The following is a 17,290-nucleotide window of genomic DNA, read 5'->3' as shown; positions in this document are numbered from 1 at the left end:
ACTACCTTCTCCGTCATGATCTCCTCCATAAAGACCTTGTTTCCCTAACGCGCCCGGCGCGACACGTTCATGGCGAAGTACACGTATAGTTCTCCTCGAGCGTCGCGGCCCTTGCATCATTCGCGGGCCCGGTGTAGCGCGGGTACTGCGGATACTGGCACAAGGGTCGCGTGAACGCCACGCTGCCGTCCGTGTTCAGCTTCGATGCAACGAGGTTCCCTGGTGCCGTGCCCTTCGTCACCCACTGATCCAAGGCGGCCACCAGGTTTGTCGAGTCCGCACCCGGGCCCCCCGAGCAATGGTTAACGCCTGGAGCCTGGTAATAGCGAGCGAATGAGCCGACGGCTGATGCCCCCATCGTGTGTTGCAGTTCCTGGTAATACGCCGTTGTCGCACGGTGACTCAACGCCATGTCCGCAGTGCCGTGCCACAGGAGCAGCTTCCCGCCATGGCTGACGAACGGGCTCAAGTCAGCATTCGTCGCGCTATTGAGCGCGGCCATCGTGAACAGTGCCGCCGGGTTCGAATTCCAGTCGTACGCCAGGGAATTCGCGTTCGCGTCATGGGTCAGATACGACTTCACCGTCGCATCCTGAAACAGGAACTGGAGCGCACCGCTACCGTTGCCCGTGGGGCCGGTGAACCACCGCGACCATCCGCCCGGGTCGTCTTCGTTGCCCGTCAGCGCCCAGCCCGGATAGGTATACGTGCCGTTGGCGAAACTCGATGCGCTCGTCCAGGTGTTCGCCGCCGCAATCTGTGCGTCCGACAAGCATGAATCACCGGCATCGGTACCGCTTGGGCAGCGAAGGACAGAAGGGTCGAAATAGCATGCGGATTGATTGGATACCACCCCGTCCACGATCCCGTCTGCCGCATCACATTTGTCGCGAATCGCTTTCGCGAGCAGCGAAATCTTCCCAGGCGTGAACGCCGCTCCGGGTGCGGAAACCGCTTTCACATTGCGATTGAACGCGCCCATGAATGCCGGCCAATCGTATGCCGGTGCGCGGACGATCACGCCGTCGAAAAGATCAGGATTTCGCTGGATCGCCATCAATCCCTCACGCCCACCATTGGAACACCCTTCGTAGTAAGACTGGTCTGGCGCTTTGCCATAGATTAGATGCAGCATCTCTTTCGCAGCGGCCGCAGCCGTCGGAACGGAACCTGACCCGAACAGGGATGCCAAAAATGGATCTGCAGCGAACGAGGCATCCGTTACAGAGGAACCGATGTGGCCACCGTTGCTTTGAACGATCGCGTATCCCGCTTTCAAGACTTCCGGCCCGCTCCACATGAAATTCTGGATCGAACCATCGTAACCGCCGCCGCCTTCATACAGCAGTTTCCCGTTCCAGTTGTCCGGCAGTTGCACCTGCATCGCGAGTTGCGGCGAGATCAGCGCCGATACCTTGCAGTAAGCCGGATCCGCACCTGTCGCCGCCACCATCAATGCATCGGTTACCGACGCACCACCAGCTGACTTTCCCTTCACCACGTCGCAAGCCTGTTGCGCGGTCAGCAATACCGGCGACGCAGGCGCGTCATCACTTCCACCACAACCCGATATCCCCATCGACGCAATGGCGGCCAGCGTGATCGCCACCACCGGACTTCCTGGCTTCGTTCTCACCTTCGTCTCCTCTTGATTGGAATGGCATCGCGTCACGGTCGAGGACGCAAGGACATGCTGTCTGCGTCGGGCGTCCGCATCTCACGAGTGACTTTTAAACGTGACGTACGCCATTTTTGGAAAAACACCTAACAGAAAGTGGCACGATGTGTCGCACACAATGTTGTTGTGCGACAAGAGTTTGGGGGCCACTTCGTGGACCGGCTGGCTCATTTGGTAGCGCACGGAACAAGCACGGAGCCTGTCTGTCATGCGTACGCACGATTACTCTCCTCTGGGATGGCGGATTCGATAGCAACGACGCACCCGATGTAGGTGTCCTGGGTCGGAATGACGTTGCCCATATCCATCCGGCCCACCCGCGCCGGGTCGACTTCGCTGCGGCGAAGCAACTCGCGAACCACGGTCACCGCAAGCTGGCTCGGGGGCACGCCAGCAATCGAGCCGCCAAAGGTACCAATCGCGGTACGAGCCGCACCCACCACATAGATTTCGCGCTCCTTCATATTCGTAGCTGTCTGATTCACTGGTTTCTCCGTCAATGTCCGTCGGGAAGCGTATTGGGCGCGGGCGTTGTCGATACGCCCTGTGCCACTGCCGCGGCTTCCTGCGACCGCAGGGCACGCAGATACCCGTCGCGCTGTTGCAAGCGCTCCCAGTACGCTGACACGGCCGGCGTAAACCGCTCGGCCAAGCCAAGGCACTGCGCCAGCATCAGCGCGTAACCAACAGACACGTCGGCAGCGGTAAAGCGCTCGGCACACAGGTATTCCTGCTCGATCAGTCGCGGTTCGAGTGTGCGCAACCTGGCTAGGAACCACTTGGTGTAGTCCTCTGCGACGCCCGGTTGCCTGCGCGACGAGGGCTCGAAGCGCGAATAGCGCAACACAAGCGTCTGCGGAAACGTTAGCGTCGCCTCGCCGAAGTGCAGGTAGTTGAGGTAAGCGCCAAAGTCATCTTCAGATGGCAGGACCTGTAGCGGCGTTGGCGCGTTGCGCGCACACAAGTACTGGCACATCGCTGCCGACTCCGTCATGCGTGTCGATCCGGCCACCAGAAGCGGAATCGTGCCCAGTGGGTTGAGGTCGAGATACGCTCGGGCATGAACACGCGGCGGAAAGGGCAGCATCACCAACTGGTAGTCCAGCAGGAGTTCTTCCATAATCCACAGCGGGCGGAACGACCGCGCGCTCATGCAATGGAACAGAGTGATCATGATGTGACTCGCTTTGCAAGAATGGCGCGCGCAACGCGCGAACGCGATGTTCGTCCCAACGCGACGCTGATCCAGGCCGAGCAGTCCACCAACCGTTCGAGGTCAACGCCCGTTTCGGCTCCAAGACTGTGGAGCAGATAGGCGACATCCTCGGTGGCGACATTGCCCGAGGCGCCCTTCGCGTACGGGCAGCCACCCAGACCGGCAACCGAACTATCGAAGCAGCGCAGCCCAAACTGCCACGAGGCCAACACGTTGGCGATTGCCATGCCGTATGTGTCGTGGTAATGGCCTGCCAGACGAGATACGGGCACCCTATTGGCCACGGCTTCCAACATCCGCTGAACGGAAGCAGGCGTTCCGGCACCGATCGTGTCGCCCATCGACACCTCGTAGCAGCCAAGAGCGATCAGGTCGGCGGCCACTGCCGCCACGGCGGCAGGCTCAATGACCCCGTCATAGGGACAGGCGATCGCGCACGACACGTAGCCGCGCACCCGCACGCCGAGGCGGCGCGCCGCTTCAACGATGGGAACGAAACGCTCGATGGATTCTTTGATCGAGGAGTTGATGTTCTTGCGCGAGAATCCCTCGGATGCTGCGGCGAAGACGGACACTTCGGTCGCACCGGCAGCCACTGCTGCCTCGAAACCCTTCAGGTTCGGTGTCAGGACCGGGTAGCTGACGCCCTCACGCTTGGGCAGGGCAGCCAACAACTCCGCATGGTCCGCCATCTGCGGTACCCATTTTGGCGATACAAACGCTGTAGCCTCGATGTTCCTTAAGCCCGCCCCCGCCAGCCGCTCGATGAACTCGAGCTTAGTGCGGGTAGACACGATACCGGGTTCGTTTTGCAGCCCGTCGCGCGGGCCGACCTCAACAATGCGTACTGCCGTTGTCATGACACGACCTTGAACTCGATCAACTCGACACCATTAGCCACCTGATCGCCAGCGGCGCAATGGAAAGTCTTGACGACACTGCGGGCGCGCGCCACCAAAGTGTGTTCCATCTTCACGGCCTCCATCACCAGCAGCGATGCTGCCCCTTGTTTACCGCGGAATCTAATTCGGCGAGCAACGCGATCACCCTCCCCGGCATCGGAGAACGCGACTCTCCGCCAAACGCGATGCGGCGCGAGAAACAGCGTATGGCTGTCGTTCTCGGCCAGATGATCGGCAACGCCGGAGATGCGCGTATGCACGTCACCGCCACCCACATCCTCCGCGCTGAGACCTCACCCGTGGCTGCTTTCACCAGCGGTGGACCACCGAGGAAGATTGTTCCCGGCCCCTTGACGATCACGGCTTCGTCGCTCATCGCCGGCACGTAGGCGCCGCCTGCAGTGCACGAGCCCATCACTACCGATATCTGGGGGGATGCCCTTAGCGGACACGTTGGCTCGGTTGTAAAAGATGCGCCCGAAATGATCCCGATCGGGAAACACCTCCTCTTGCGGCGGCAAGCAGCCGCCGCCAAGATCGACGAGATAGATACACGGTAGATGGTTTTGCTTAACGATCTCTTGCACGCGGAAGTGCTTCTTCACGGTCATCGGGTAATGTGTGCCCCCCTTGACAGTGGCATTGTTCGCGACGATCACACATTGACGACCTTGGATGCCACCAATGCCGGCGATGACACCAATCGAAGGAGCCTCGTCGTCGTACATGCCCAGCACAGCCAACTGCCCAATTTCCAGAAACGGAGTTCCTGGATCGAGCAGTTGCTCCACGTGCTCACGCGCGAGAAGCTTGCCACGAGCGGTATGCTTCTGCCGCGCCACTTGGCCACCGCCTTGAGAAACCTGCTCGACCTTGCCATTCGACGCTTCTACCAGTCCTCGCACGTGCGCAGCGTTGGCCTGGAAATCCGCCGAGCGGGGGTTGAGTTTGGATGGGACGATTTGCACGACGCTCCTCAACAATCACTGGTCCAGATGTGTCAGTAGCTTAGACAGCCTCCAAACAACGCCGCGCCAAGTTATTTGCAAATCCTGCCAATGGATTGGACAATATCGTAATGAATCCCGCCATCGCAGCAACACCCATCGCGTTCGCTCAGTCAATCATTCGTGCCTATGAACGGTACGGAATAGACCCCCGCAACGCTTTGCGCGCCGCACAAATACAGCCATCAAGCCTGCCTCGAACCGACGTATGCATGACGGCCGATCAGTTGGAGGTGCTTACAGATATCGCGATGCGAGAACTGGATGACGAGGCGCTCGGCTGGTTCTCCCGACGCCTGCCGTGGGGTACTAACGGCATGCTGTGTCGCGCCGCATTGCCGTCAGCCAACTTGCGAGTGGCGTTGTCGCGCTGGTGTCGCCATTACGCGATGCTAATTGACGACATCCGCCTCGAACTTCGCGTTGAAGGTGGAGTTGCACACTTGAACGTCTATGAACGCGCGAACTTGGGACCTCAGCGTGAGTTTTGTTTGGTGAGCACCTTGCGCAATATCCACGGCTTTGCGTGCTGGCTGATCGACTCACGCATTCCACTGACGAGCGCAACATTTCCCTACCCTGAACCCGCATATTTCAAGTCCTATGACCTGATGTTTCGCGGGCGGGTGAGCTTTCTGGAACCACACGCCGGGTTCAGCTTCGATGCCGAATACCTCAAGCTTCCCATACGTCGCGATGACCACGACTTGCGCCAGATGCTGCTACGTCCCCTGCCGCTGATCGTGCTGCAATACCGGCGCGACCGATTGCTATCGCAGCGCCTTCGTGACCTGCTGCGCACACGCAGCCTTGAGCTGTCGAATGCTGATGTATTGGCGTTCGAACTCAATTTGTCGACCCGAAGTCTGTATCGCCATTTGGCCGAAGAAGGCACCTCCCTGCAACACATTAAGGATGAAGTGCGAAGGGATGTCGCCAAGCAACTTTTGACCCGATCGCACAAGTCGCTCAAACAGGTGGCTGCTGCTGCGGGATTTCGCAACGAGGCGAGTTTCAATCGCGCGTTCCGGCGGTGGACCGGCCAGAGCCCAGGCGAGTATAGGCAATCCATGAAGGGCGCATAGAGCAAGCAAGGTCGCGCATAAGGCTGGCACGAATTGCAAATACCTTGGCACTGCGTGTCGCCGACACGGCGTCTAATCTGAAGGCAAAAAGCCATGCCGCGAAGGAGACGCACGATGATTCAACTGCCCGGACTCACGTTCGAACTCGGTGAGTCCATCGAGATGCTGCGTGACATGGTCAGCAAGACCACGCATGAGGGCCTGCACGTAGGTGATTTCTACGCGGCGCGCTGGAAGGCCGGCAGCGAGGTGGTGCGCTTCCAGGACGATATCTACAAGTACATCACGCCAGTAGACCTGAAGCAGTGAGTGCCCTGTGCACTTCAAACCATCCTCAATCTCGGAGACACTCCCGCATGTCCACACAGCATCCCGGCACCGAGGCACTGCTCGTGCCCAAAGATGGCCTTTCCCATGTGCGCGGCTCGACCGACGTCCCGCTTGCCGATGTCACGATCGGGCAGTTTCTGAGCGAGACCGTGAGGCGTTTTCCGCAGCGGCCGGCTGTCGTGTTCCGTGAGCAGGGGATTCGCTGGACCTGGCGAGAATTCGCAGACGAGGTCGACGTGCTGGCGGCCGGCCTCGCCGCGCTCGGCATCGAGAAAGGCGATCGCGTCGGGATCTGGTCGCCGAACCGCGTGGAGTGGCTGCTGACGGAATTCGCGACCGCCCGCATCGGCGCGATCCTCGTCAACGTCAATCCCGCCTATCGGCTGGCGGAACTCGAGTATGCGCTGAACAAGTCGGGCTGCAAGGCGATCATCGCCGCCGAACGCTTCAAGACGTCGATGTATCTCGAGATGCTGGGCACGCTCGCGCCCGAGCTTGTCATGGCCGAACCCGGCGATCTGCATGCAGCACGCCTGCCGCATCTGAGGATCGTGATCCGCATGGGAGACGCCGCCACTCCCGGCATGCTCTCGTTCGCCGAGGTCGTCGAAATGGGACGCAAGAGGCTCGACAAAGCGGCGCTCGATGCGCTCGGAGCCGCGCTCGCGCCTCGCGATCCGATCAACATCCAGTTCACGAGTGGCACGACAGGTAATCCGAAAGGGGCCACGCTGACGCACTACAACGTCGTCAACAACGCCCGCTATATCGCGAGGGCAATGCGCTTCATGGAAAACGACGCGCTCTGCATCCCCGTTCCGCTCTATCACTGCTTCGGCATGGTGTTGGGGGTGCTCGCCTGCGTCTCGACGGGTGCGAAGATGGTGTTCCCCGGCGAGGCGTTCGAGCCCGGCGTGGTGCTTGCGGCCGTCGCCGAGGAGCGCTGCACGGCGCTGCACGGCGTGCCGACGATGTTCATCGCCGAGCTCGATCATCCCGATTTCGAGAAATTCGATCTGACGTCGCTGCGCACCGGGATCATGGCTGGCTCCCCGTGCCCGATCGAGACGATGAAGCGCGTCGTCGCCCGCATGCATTTGTCGGAGATCACGATTGCCTACGGCATGACGGAGACGAGCCCCGTCTCGTTCCAGAGCGCCACGACCGACCCGCTCGAGAAACGTACGAGCACTGTCGGCCGGATCCGGCCGCATCTCGCGGCGAAGATCGTGGACCCCGCCGGCGCGATCGTGCCCGTGGGGCAGACGGGAGAGCTCTGCACTAAGGGCTATGCGGTGATGCTCGGCTACTGGGATGACGAGCCGCGCACACGCGAGGCGCTCGTCGACGGCTGGATGCACACGGGCGATCTGGCGACGTTCGACGTCGATGGCTATTGCAACATCGTCGGTCGGCTGAAGGACATGCTGATCCGCGGCGGCGAGAACGTTTATCCGCGCGAGATCGAGGAGCTGTTGTTTCGACATCCAAAGATTCAGAGTGTCCAGGTCTTCGGCGTGCCCGACGAGAAGTACGGCGAGGAGGTGTGCGCGTGGATCGTCGTGCGCCCGAGCGAGCAGTTGAGCGAAGACGAGGTGCGACAATACTGCCGTGAGCAGATCGCGCACTACAAAGTGCCGCGCTATATCCGCTTCGTCGACGAGATGCCAATGACCGTCACGGGCAAGGTGCAGAAGTTTGTCATGCGCGAGCGCATGATCGAGGAGTTGAAGCTGAAGGCCCTGAAGACGGCGTGAGAGAAAAAACGCAGGAAAAAATAAGAGTGGCTGGTGCTTCATCTGCAAGGACTTCCATATGAAATGGATTGGAATGCGACAGATGAAAGGCGCCAGCAGCTCACTTATGATATGTGCGATTCAGAGACATCGTTTCACCTCTTAGGGCACCGCGTTTGTTGCGTGATGACTTTCGGCGAGAATCTTCGAGCAATTGTCAAGACTGGTGTATGCGGGTCGGGCAGCCAGCGCTTGAGGAGCCGGTGTGCTTTCGATCACCGGAGTGTCGTCATTGAAAGGAATGCCCTTCAGAAGCGGTTCGATCTTGCCGACGCCGCGAATCTTCCTCCGGGTCAGCTCGACCGCTTCGATCAGCTTGAACGACCATCGCGAGGAAGATGGAGCGCGACAGACAGTTGCGCTTGCGGCTCGTGAGATGGCGCACCGTCGCGACCATCGATTCAATCGGATTCGTGGTCCGCACGTGCTGCCAATCTTGTGGAACCAGCAGCGCTAGTGCCGTGTCCGCGGATACACCTCTTCAAGCGTCGCCCACATCCCCATCGCGCTGTCGCCGACAGTAAGCAGCGGCGGTGCTTGCAGAGTTCGTTTCTTCAGGTCGAGCAGCAGCTCTTTCCAAGACTTCTTCGATTCGCGATAACCGTCGTTGACACGCGCGGCGACTTGCGCACATAGGACGGCACGATCGTCGAATTGAACTTGATGTCGGAGCCCGAACGATCGTCGTGGACGCCGTTCATCGGCCAACTCAGCGCGTCAAGATGTGCATCGAAACTCCACGTAGAGTCTAGTGCCGAACGAACGTCGAGAAGCAAGCCGATCTACTTGAGAAACCTCTTACCGCCTGCGAACAAGCCATCGCCGATGTTCAGCGCTGTGTCATCCGTCACCGATTCGGCGAGACGCAGAGCGGCGAACTGCGCGCTTTCGTCCTGAAATGCAGCCAGCGCGCCCCGCTCAACTTGTTCGTCCAGACGCTGCGGCGGTCCACGACTGGAGAAACTGGCGTGGCTGGGCCGCTACCAGCGCGTGACGGAGTGCTTCGCCAAAGCCTGCGAGAAGCTGCTGCAAGCGGCCAACGTGCAGGCGGTGGCGGCCGCCTTCGACCTGGGCTGGCACACAGGCAAATCGATCGACAAGATGCGCCAGCGGGCGCGCGTGAGCGAACCCGACTCGTCAACGATCCGCTATCTGGCGATGGACTAGTTCGCGCTACATAAAGGCCATCGCTATGCCACCGTGGTGGTCGAGCCGATCAGCCGGCAAGTGCTCTGGATCGGGCCGGACGCTCGCGGGAGAAGCCGGGCCTTCTTCGAACAGCTTCCCGAAGGCCTCGCCAAGCGTATCGAATCGGTAGAGATCGACATGACCACGGCCCAGGAACTGGAGATCAGGGAACAGCGTCCGCAGGCGGAAATCATCTTCTACCTATACCACGTCGTGGCCAAGTACGGCCGCGAAGTGATCGATCAGGTGCGGGTCGATCAAGCCAATCAACTGCGCCATGACAAGCCGGCCCGCAAGGTTCTGAAATTCAGCCGCTGGCTGTTGCTGCGCAACCGCCACAACCTTAAGCCAGATTAGGCCATGCACCTGAAGGGCTCCTGGCGGCCAATCAGTCGCTCTTATGCGTCTACGTGTTACGCGACGAGTTCAACGGGCTCTGGTTCTACCGAAAGCCGGCCTGGAAGCGATTGTTCGAGCGGGCTCAGCACAGCGGGATCGCTGCCCTGCAAAAGTTCGCCGAGCACTTGCTGGGCTACCGGCACGGAATCGTGACTCGCTGCCGCCATCCGCTCAATACCAGCATCGTTGAAGGCATCAACAATACCATCATGGTCATCAAGCGCCGGGCTTATAGCTACCGCGACGACGAATACTTCTTCCTCAAGATCCGCGCCGCGTTCCCCGGTAGGCCTCGATGAACCCGAGTTGCGGCTGCGATCAGAACGGGGGGCGAAATACTCGGTTCATCGTGTTTGCTCTAGAACGGGATAGTCGATATAGCCTTGGGGGCCGTCGGAATAAAACGTTTCGCGTTCGGGCTCGTTGAGCGGCGCGCCAGCGACGAAGCGTTCTAAAAGGTCGGGATTCGCGAGGTACAGACTACCGAACACGGCGGCGTCAGCATCGCGGCTCACGATCAGCGACGCGGCGCTATCCCGGTCCAGTCCCCCGCCGAGAAGCAACGCACCGTTGAACAGTGGCCGCACCAGCGCGCGGTAGTCAAACGCGCTGCCGGTCCGTGCAAGATGTAGGTACGCGAGCTGCAGCATGCCGACCCGCTCCACGAGGTACTTGTAGGTTTCCTGCGGTGCCGCGTCAGTCACGCTGTTGAAGCCCATTTCCGGCGAAATCTTGATGCCGACGCGATCGCTGCCTGCTTCGTCGATCATCGCGTCCAGCACTTCAACGATGAAGCGTGCGCGATTCTCCGGCGATCCGCCGTAGCGATCGGTGCGCTGATTGGTCCCCGACGACAGGAACTGTTCCGGCAGATAACCAGAGGCCGCATGCAGTTCAACTCCGTCGAATCCAGCCTGCAACGCGTGACGCGTGGCGAGTCGGTACTCGTCAACGATTGCAGCGATTTCGTCGATGTCGAGCGCGTGCGGCACGACGAAGTCCTGCGGCCCTGTCGCGGTGTATGTCTGGCCAACGGCGGCGATCGCAGAAGGCGCGACAGGCGTCGCCCCATCCGGCAGCATGCTCGGATGCGAAACGCGCCCGGTGTGCATCAACTGCAGGAAAATCAGGCCGCCTCGCTCGTGGACCGCCTCGGTGATGCGCGTCCATCCCTCGATCTGCGCAGCGGAATGGATGCCCGGCGTACGAACGTAGCCTTTGCCCATCGGCGATGGAAAAGTCCCTTCGGCGATGATCAGGCCGGCGTCCGCGCGCTGCGCGTAGTATTGCGAGGCGAGCGCGGACGGTACGCCAGTCGTGTCGTCGGCACGCGAGCGCGTCATTGGTGCCATGACCAGCCGGTTGCGCAGTGTATAGCGTCCAATGCGAACGGTTTCGTTGAGTGGATTCATGTCGATTCCTCGAACGGTGAAGGGGTGTCCAGATGGTGATCTGATTCATGAATGGGATAAAGAGCTAAAATTGAAATCACTAATCCACCAATGGAGCAATTGCCGTGGAACTGCTCAGCTACATGCACGCGTTCGTTGAGGTCGCACGAACCAAGAGTTTTCGCCGGGCGGCGGACGCCTTGGATATGCCGAACTCGACGCTGTCACGTCATATTGCGGAGTTGGAGAAGAAGATCGGATTGCGGCTGCTGAATCGCTCGACGCGCAGAGTCGAGCTGACCGACGCGGGCGAGGTGTATTTCAAGCGCTGCCAAAGCATCGTCGAGGAAGCGCGGATCGCGCACGAGTGGCTCCTCGACGTGGCCGAACGTCCGACCGGCACGCTACGTGTATCGATGCCCGCGGACCTCGCCACCGGTTATCTCGCACCGATCATTGCGGATTTCGCGAAAGCGTATCCGCTGATCGCGTTCGAGTTCGATCTGTCGCCGCGCCCTATCGATCTACAGGCGGAGCCCTTCGATCTCGCAATCCGCATCGGTCCGCCGCCCACGGCGCCATCGACGCTCGTCGCACGGCCGATCGCCGTGCTGCCGCGCTATCTGTATGCGTCGCCCGAATATCTGCGCAGCGCTGCGCCGCTCACCCACCCGAACGATCTCGCGCAGCACGTGGTCTGCCTCGTGGAGGGCGTAGGGAAGCAGGGGCGAGCCGAAAGGACGTTCTATCGCGGCGGCGAGTCGGTCGCCGTAATGATCGGTACACGCTTTGCGATGAACAGCGTCGCGCTCAGCCGCGCGCTGGCGATTCAAAGCGTCGGGCTTGCGGTGCTGAACAATGTGCTAGCGCAGCACGATGTCGAGTTGGGGCGCCTCGTTCGCGTGCTCCCCGACTGGAGTCTTGCGCCGGTTCAGGTGCACGCGTTGACCGACACCCGTCTTCTACCGGCGAGAGCGCGACTGTTTATCGATTTCCTGAAGGCACAATTGAGCGAGCCCTAGACAGGCGCAATGGCCCGTTTCGCCGACCGGAATGATCGCTCACTGGGTGGATCCGACCTCTGAGCATCCAAGTAATGAAGGACGCGAACGACGTTTCATGGCCGACACGAACAAATGAGTCACGCTGACTTGAACTCGGCGATGAACCCGAATTATTACTCGTCACGCCCCCCGCCAGCAGCCACTTGTAATGGTCAAACCCGATCCAACAGCGTCTGCGGCGTGCAGCCGACCATCAGCGCAATCGATTCGATTGCCGCCCACATCGACGGGTACTCGCTACGCAGCTCGCCCGCGCGGACCAGCGCGTAATATCGTCAGTTTATCGGTCCGGCGGGACGCGGTCGGCGATTACTGTGCCAACCCACTAAGATCGACAGTTTCCCCTCGCGCGTATCAATATTTCGATTACTGTCGCGCGAACTGACTACGAACCACTTCGAACTCGCTGGGATTGTGCTGCTTAAGCTGCTGGTAGTAGCCCACACGACTTATCTGATAGCCACCCTGGCTTCGTAGGTCAGCCAATGCTTCGGCCATCTTCAAAGCCATCGTGTTAGGGTTGAGAAGAGCATGGTTTCGTTTCGCACCGGTGTCTCGCAGCCATTTCTCATAACTGGCCGAAATGAGCGTGCAGCCGAAGACACAAGCCTCAGCATTGCTCGCTTCCATCGCTGCGGCAGCTTTCTTTGCGGCATCGACAGCCACTGCCTCAGTGTCTTTAATCATGTCCGACGCGAACCAATCGATACAAGAGACGCTTCGGCAATTTGATTCCTGACCGTAGACCCGCACCATATCTCTCAGATAGGGAACAGCTTTGTGGTGGTCGGTAACTACTACGAAATCGTGGCCATAATATGGCGCAAACAGCATCGTGGCCTCAAGTGGCCCAATAACAGGAATATCAACCAGCTCTCGAGATACGCGCACACCAGGATCGTAGCAACAGCCTACAATGACCGCGTCGAATCCCGACTTCTCGGCCATGATGACTTCATTAAAGACAGCTTCTTCGATAAGATGCTTGCTGTAGTAGTAGTCAATATTCTCCGGGCAATTAGTCGTGTTTGTCACGACGAGTTCCGCATCTTTTCTTAGATATGGGGTCAATGTCTCCGAAATTAGCGCGTTGTATTGTGATGTACCGAAGGGGTTGATGAAACTTATGCGCATACTCATAGCTATGTTCGGAACCGTTTGATTTTGATCAGGCGAAAACGGGGTGAAGGCTGGGCTTCCACCTTGTTAGCGAGAGCACTTCATTGAATAAATCGGCTTGGCCCCACATCTGCGCTCTTCGGGTCTAATCCATAGGCTTGCATGATCCGAGCAATATCCTTAGTCTTCTGCATATCATCGATATCAGCATTCAAGGCAGCGCTGAGGGCAGCGTTGCCCTTCGAGTACACAAATCCAACTTGTGCCGGCTTGACAGATGCTCGAACGCGAGGATCTCCTGACCCGACGAGGATTTTCATTCCAGGATAACCACCTTTCTTTTGTGCATACAGACCAGTAGCGATACTATCGAGAGCAGCGTCCAGGCGTCCCGCCTGTAAATCTTGGGCCATTGCGACAGGAGTCGGGTAAAGCTTAAGGTTGTCTTTAAACAACGCCTGCAGGTCAGCCGTCCAGTTGTAACCTTGGATAGTGCCTACTTGCTTACCCTTGAGTTGGTCGAACGTCGTGTAACCTTCCTTTGAGTAGATCGCCAATTGGTCGAGGTAGAGTGGATCGCTCATTCCGACAACCTTCACGCGATCGGCGGTCCGATACCACTGAGCCGCCGAAATATCAACCTTTCCTGTAGTGACGTATTGGATGGCAGAACCAAAGCCGACGGGCAGCGCATTAATTTTCAGACATTCTTTCTCAGCGATTTTTTTCAAAATATCGCCCTCTACTCCAGAAAGCGACCCTCCGCTACCCGGCACATCAAACGGCGGGAACTCAGCCGTCGAGATCGTCAGAATACCCGGCACAACCGTTTTGAATTGATGGGCCGGCACACACTCTGCGACCGCTGCATTCATACCAATTATGGAAGATGCAATAATGGTGAGGCTGACAACGTATTCTTTAGATTTTCTCATGACGACTCCATTCATCAGTGCTGTTGAACAATCCGGAGGTTGAAATTCTTGGGTGTAGTCTTTAAGTGAAACTCATTGAATGCGCGTGCTAAATCTTCGCCTCGTGTCGAGACAGTCTCCGCTCCAGCGAGGAGACAAGCAACGTGGATGGGACGCAAATCACCGTGTAGAGCAAAGCAGCAAGTAGCAACACCGGCATGTACATGAAAGTTTCAGAGCCAATCTGCTGCGCCTTTGTCACCAACTCTGGAAGCGCAACGGTAAAGCACAACGATGTGGCTTGAAGCATGACAACGCCGAATCCGAGCAGCGGCGGAATAGAAACTCTGAGTCCTTGGGGTACGATGATCAGGCGTAGCGTGTCCACCTCGTCAAGTCCGATGGCGTATGACGCTTCGCGTTGACCGTGCGGGACCGCCTGTAGGCCTGCCCTGATAATCTCGCTCGTATATGCGCCTGTGCACCAGGCCAGAGCAAGCACCGATGACAAGAACGAGGAAAGTGTTATGTGGACCGACGGCAAACCAAAGTAGAAGAACTGAAGCAAAATCAGCACGGGAGCACCACGACCGAGCTCTACCAACACAATTGTGATGTTCCGCAATACACGCTTCGACGTACCGACTCCGAGCGCAAAAAAGAGGCCGAGTGGCACGCCAATAAGCATGCAGAGGACGGTTACTTTCAAGCTCGTAAGAAGTCCTTGCGCCAGCGTCGGTAACCACTGGATCCACATATCAAAGAACGAGCTCATCGTGCAATCCGTAGTCTCAAGCGTTTATCTAGACTTCTCGATACATAGGCCATCACAAGGCTAATTGCGAAATAGAACAATCCCGATATGATGTAGACCTCGAGCCCCCGGAAGGTCTGTTGCGACACTCGATATGCCGCTTGCGCCATCTCGGGTACACCAATTGTCGACGCTACGGCAGTATCTTTCAAAAGACCGATTGCATAGGTAGCGGCAGAAGGAAGGGCAACTCGAAAGATCTGTGGAGCTAGGATCTCCGTGTACTGACGTAACCCCGATAGTCCAAGCACCTTCGCTGCCTCGAACTGGCCAGCCGGGATCGCCTTCATGGCGCCCCTATAAATCTCACCAAGATTTACTGCAGTGATAAGTCCAAGACCAGCTACTGCAGCTGTCATCGGACTCATAGCAACGAGTCCGTTTCCAATTCCGAAGAAAATTATGAATAGCCACACTATTGGCGGAATCGATCGGACAACAAGAATGATGGAGTGCGATACAGTTCTCACGACAGCGCTCTTGGACGACGCGACGGCGCAAATCGGCACTGCGAGAACTGCACCGATTACGAAAGAAGATGCCGTGAGCATCAGCGTCCACGGCAGCGCCTGAATAACAGCAATCGCAATCGTTGAGAGAAGGTGCTCCATCACCGATTCCTCACGGCTGAGAGGAAACGCTGAACACGCTCGGTCTTCGGATGTTGCATGACCTCCCTGCTACTCCCTTCTTCTAAGATGCCGCCATCTGCCATCACAATCACTCGGTCAGACACACTCTCAGCAAATCGCATCTCATGCGTCACCACGAGCATCGTCATGCCGTCCTCTGCTAGCTCCCTCATCACGGCAAGCACCTCAAGACCGACTTCAGGATCAAGCGCCGATGTCGGCTCGTCAAAAAGCATTATTTTGGGGTCGAGTGCCAGGGCACGCGAAATAGCGATACGCTGTTGTTGCCCACCGGAGCAGCGGGCCGGATATTGGTCCGCCTTATTAGCAAGACCAACTCGCTTCAGAAGCGCAAGAGAGCGTTCGTTGGCCTCTTCTCTAGAGCGCCCCAATACACGACATTGGGCTAGGCTGACGTTCTCGAGCACGGTAAGGTGCGGAAAAAGATTGAATGACTGGAACACCATTCCGAGCGTACGCCTGAAATGGTTCAGTTTTGCCTTCCCAGGGGCCTGCCCTGCGACAATCTGCACTCCATCAACAGTCACGGCGCCCGCAGTCGGCGGCTCGAGCTGGTTGATGCATCTCAATAAGGTGCTCTTTCCCGAGCCGCTCGGGCCAATCACCGCTACAACTTCCCCCGCTATCATCTGCAAGTGGACATTGAGCAAAACCTGATGGTTCCCATACGCCTTCGAAACGGCATCCAGCTTCAACAAGGGAGTGAAAGTATCTGCTTGAGCCCCCATGATCGCACTCACTTCTGAAATATCACCCATGCTGCTCACCGGTTTCCGTTGAAAAAGGCGCGGCCAGGAGACCTATCGAGATTTGTCTGCACCAAGTCGGTTTCCCCAGCCGCACAACCCACGTTTTCACTGACCATTAGACCAATTGACCTCTAAATTTGACCACCCAGTCAGTATGCACGAGCATACTCGTGAGTCAAAATATTTTTCGATGAGTCAGGGGAAACGAGGAGGCGTCCGATGTCAGAATTGCGCGCACACCGAGGGGTACAGGCGATACAAGGAACGGCCGCTACTTGACGTTGCAATCCGCGGACATGGCACCAATGTAGGAGGAGGCGCAGACGGTGTTAGCCACGTCGCTGTATTGTGACAGTTGTGGCCTAGGATACGCACTTGCAACCGTGCGGAAACGACTTTCTCAGCACATGAAACGACGCGCGGCTGTCAAGCGAAGCCGAGCGCAACTTGCCCGCGAAGACGAGCTCACCTTCTGAGATGGCGGTCCGCATTTAGCTCAAGCGCAACAGCCTTTCTTGCAAAAGCACCTTTCCGTTTCATTCGAACGTCCGCGTCTTGCTGTAGCGATCGAGATATGCTCGTGTCGCAAAGAGCTAGCAGAGTCATAACCTTTGTCAGCATTAAATGCATCATTAGCGATTGATGTGCCGCAGGATATAATCCATCGCCGCGAGTTGTGGCGCACCTCCGGCGTGCGCCCGGATCGGAACTACACGAACATCGATCCGATCGAAATGGGAAGACGCCTCGAGTGGCCGCGCCAGGATCCGACAAAATTGGGAATTCTCCCTCCAAGACACTCCGTTTTGCCCAGTCATCAGTAAGCGGCTAGCCAACGCGTCTTGACGAGAGAGTTTAGGCGGCGTTCGAGTATGGCTGCCAGCGATGCGGCAGCAGCGCGTTGATGTCGCTAGCCTTGTGGGTCGGCAAGCGTGTGAGGACGTCCTTCAGATAGGCGAGTGGATCGAGCCCGTTCAGTTGCGCC

At 58.2% G+C, this 17,290-nt stretch carries 15 protein-coding genes and 3 pseudogenes; 5 read left to right on the top strand and 13 right to left on the bottom strand.

Going from position 1 to position 17,290, the window contains the following annotated elements; all coding sequences use genetic code 11:
• Positions 1 to 67: 67 nt before the first annotated feature.
• From U5A56_RS35545 to U5A56_RS35525, 5 genes and pseudogenes are all read right to left on the bottom strand, one after another.
• Entirely contained in the window at positions 68 to 1,636 is a 1,569-nt protein-coding gene (locus tag U5A56_RS35545) for a tannase/feruloyl esterase family alpha/beta hydrolase (RefSeq protein ID WP_257775851.1), read from the bottom strand.
• 248 nt (positions 1,637 to 1,884) lie between these two features.
• Positions 1,885 to 2,163 (bottom strand): hypothetical protein, encoded by a 279-nt coding sequence (locus U5A56_RS35540; RefSeq protein ID WP_257775852.1) that lies wholly within the window; start codon positions 2,161 to 2,163, stop codon positions 1,885 to 1,887.
• 11 nt (positions 2,164 to 2,174) lie between these two features.
• Positions 2,175 to 2,852 (bottom strand): glutathione S-transferase family protein, encoded by a 678-nt coding sequence (locus tag U5A56_RS35535; RefSeq protein ID WP_124664739.1) that lies wholly within the window; start codon positions 2,850 to 2,852, stop codon positions 2,175 to 2,177.
• On the bottom strand, positions 2,849 to 3,754 hold the full coding sequence (locus U5A56_RS35530) for a hydroxymethylglutaryl-CoA lyase (RefSeq protein ID WP_257775853.1): 906 nt from the start codon (positions 3,752 to 3,754) through the stop codon (positions 2,849 to 2,851). The genes U5A56_RS35535 and U5A56_RS35530 overlap by 4 nt, the downstream gene beginning before the upstream one ends.
• A gap of 233 nt (positions 3,755 to 3,987) precedes the next feature.
• Positions 3,988 to 4,764: pseudogene (locus tag U5A56_RS35525) on the bottom strand (carboxyl transferase domain-containing protein); the annotation flags it as partial.
• Between the two features lie 110 nt (positions 4,765 to 4,874).
• Here U5A56_RS35525 and U5A56_RS35520 point away from each other — a divergent pair.
• The 3 genes from U5A56_RS35520 (at position 4,875) to U5A56_RS35510 (ending at position 7,975) form a co-directional block, all read left to right on the top strand.
• On the top strand, positions 4,875 to 5,888 hold the full coding sequence (locus U5A56_RS35520; protein ID WP_257775854.1) for an AraC family transcriptional regulator: 1,014 nt from the start codon (positions 4,875 to 4,877) through the stop codon (positions 5,886 to 5,888).
• Between the two features lie 114 nt (positions 5,889 to 6,002).
• Entirely contained in the window at positions 6,003 to 6,197 is a 195-nt protein-coding gene (locus tag U5A56_RS35515; protein WP_257775855.1) for a hypothetical protein, read from the top strand.
• A 47-nt stretch (positions 6,198 to 6,244) separates the two neighbouring features.
• Positions 6,245 to 7,975, top strand: coding sequence for an AMP-binding protein (locus U5A56_RS35510; protein WP_124664742.1), 1,731 nt, complete (start codon positions 6,245 to 6,247; stop codon positions 7,973 to 7,975).
• Positions 7,976 to 8,470: 495 nt separating this feature from the next.
• Here U5A56_RS35510 and U5A56_RS37270 read toward each other — a convergent pair.
• Positions 8,471 to 8,697: pseudogene (locus tag U5A56_RS37270) on the bottom strand (IS256 family transposase); the annotation flags it as partial.
• Positions 8,698 to 8,947: 250 nt separating this feature from the next.
• Here U5A56_RS37270 and U5A56_RS35505 point away from each other — a divergent pair.
• Positions 8,948 to 9,900: pseudogene (locus U5A56_RS35505) on the top strand (ISL3 family transposase); the annotation flags it as partial.
• Between the two features lie 45 nt (positions 9,901 to 9,945).
• Here the strand turns inward: U5A56_RS35505 and U5A56_RS35500 are convergent.
• Positions 9,946 to 11,013: an alkene reductase gene (locus U5A56_RS35500; RefSeq protein WP_124664743.1), complete on the bottom strand. Its 1,068-nt coding sequence runs from the start codon at positions 11,011 to 11,013 to the stop codon at positions 9,946 to 9,948.
• Positions 11,014 to 11,117: 104 nt separating this feature from the next.
• Here U5A56_RS35500 and U5A56_RS35495 point away from each other — a divergent pair, with 104 nt between their 5' ends.
• On the top strand, positions 11,118 to 12,014 hold the full coding sequence (locus U5A56_RS35495) for a LysR family transcriptional regulator (protein ID WP_185733514.1): 897 nt from the start codon (positions 11,118 to 11,120) through the stop codon (positions 12,012 to 12,014).
• A gap of 408 nt (positions 12,015 to 12,422) precedes the next feature.
• Here U5A56_RS35495 and U5A56_RS35490 read toward each other — a convergent pair whose 3' ends face one another.
• From U5A56_RS35490 to U5A56_RS35465, 6 genes are all read right to left on the bottom strand, one after another.
• Positions 12,423 to 13,190, bottom strand: coding sequence for an aspartate/glutamate racemase family protein (locus U5A56_RS35490; RefSeq protein ID WP_321927157.1), 768 nt, complete (start codon positions 13,188 to 13,190; stop codon positions 12,423 to 12,425).
• An 86-nt stretch (positions 13,191 to 13,276) separates the two neighbouring features.
• Positions 13,277 to 14,110 carry a substrate-binding periplasmic protein gene (locus U5A56_RS35485; RefSeq protein ID WP_257775856.1) on the bottom strand — a complete coding sequence of 278 codons (834 nt, stop codon included), beginning with the start codon at positions 14,108 to 14,110 and terminating at the stop codon, positions 13,277 to 13,279.
• 88 nt (positions 14,111 to 14,198) lie between these two features.
• Complete coding sequence (locus tag U5A56_RS35480; protein WP_257775857.1) at positions 14,199 to 14,864, bottom strand: amino acid ABC transporter permease; 666 nt, start codon at positions 14,862 to 14,864, stop codon at positions 14,199 to 14,201.
• Positions 14,861 to 15,514: an amino acid ABC transporter permease gene (locus U5A56_RS35475; protein WP_257775858.1), complete on the bottom strand. Its 654-nt coding sequence runs from the start codon at positions 15,512 to 15,514 to the stop codon at positions 14,861 to 14,863. Before U5A56_RS35475 ends, U5A56_RS35480 begins: the two co-directional genes overlap by 4 nt.
• Positions 15,514 to 16,314 carry an amino acid ABC transporter ATP-binding protein gene (locus tag U5A56_RS35470; protein WP_308237735.1) on the bottom strand — a complete coding sequence of 267 codons (801 nt, stop codon included), beginning with the start codon at positions 16,312 to 16,314 and terminating at the stop codon, positions 15,514 to 15,516. The genes U5A56_RS35475 and U5A56_RS35470 overlap by 1 nt, the downstream gene beginning before the upstream one ends.
• An 846-nt stretch (positions 16,315 to 17,160) precedes the next feature.
• Positions 17,161 to 17,290, bottom strand: a 130-nt coding sequence (locus tag U5A56_RS35465; protein ID WP_257775860.1) for a transposase domain-containing protein, incomplete at its 5' end; no start/stop codon positions are given.

Source organism: Burkholderia sp. BCC1998 (assembly GCF_905339875.1).
GTDB lineage: Bacteria > Pseudomonadota > Gammaproteobacteria > Burkholderiales > Burkholderiaceae > Burkholderia.
Note: the sequence above shows the minus strand (reverse complement) of the source record. Positions and strands in the feature narration are given on the sequence as shown.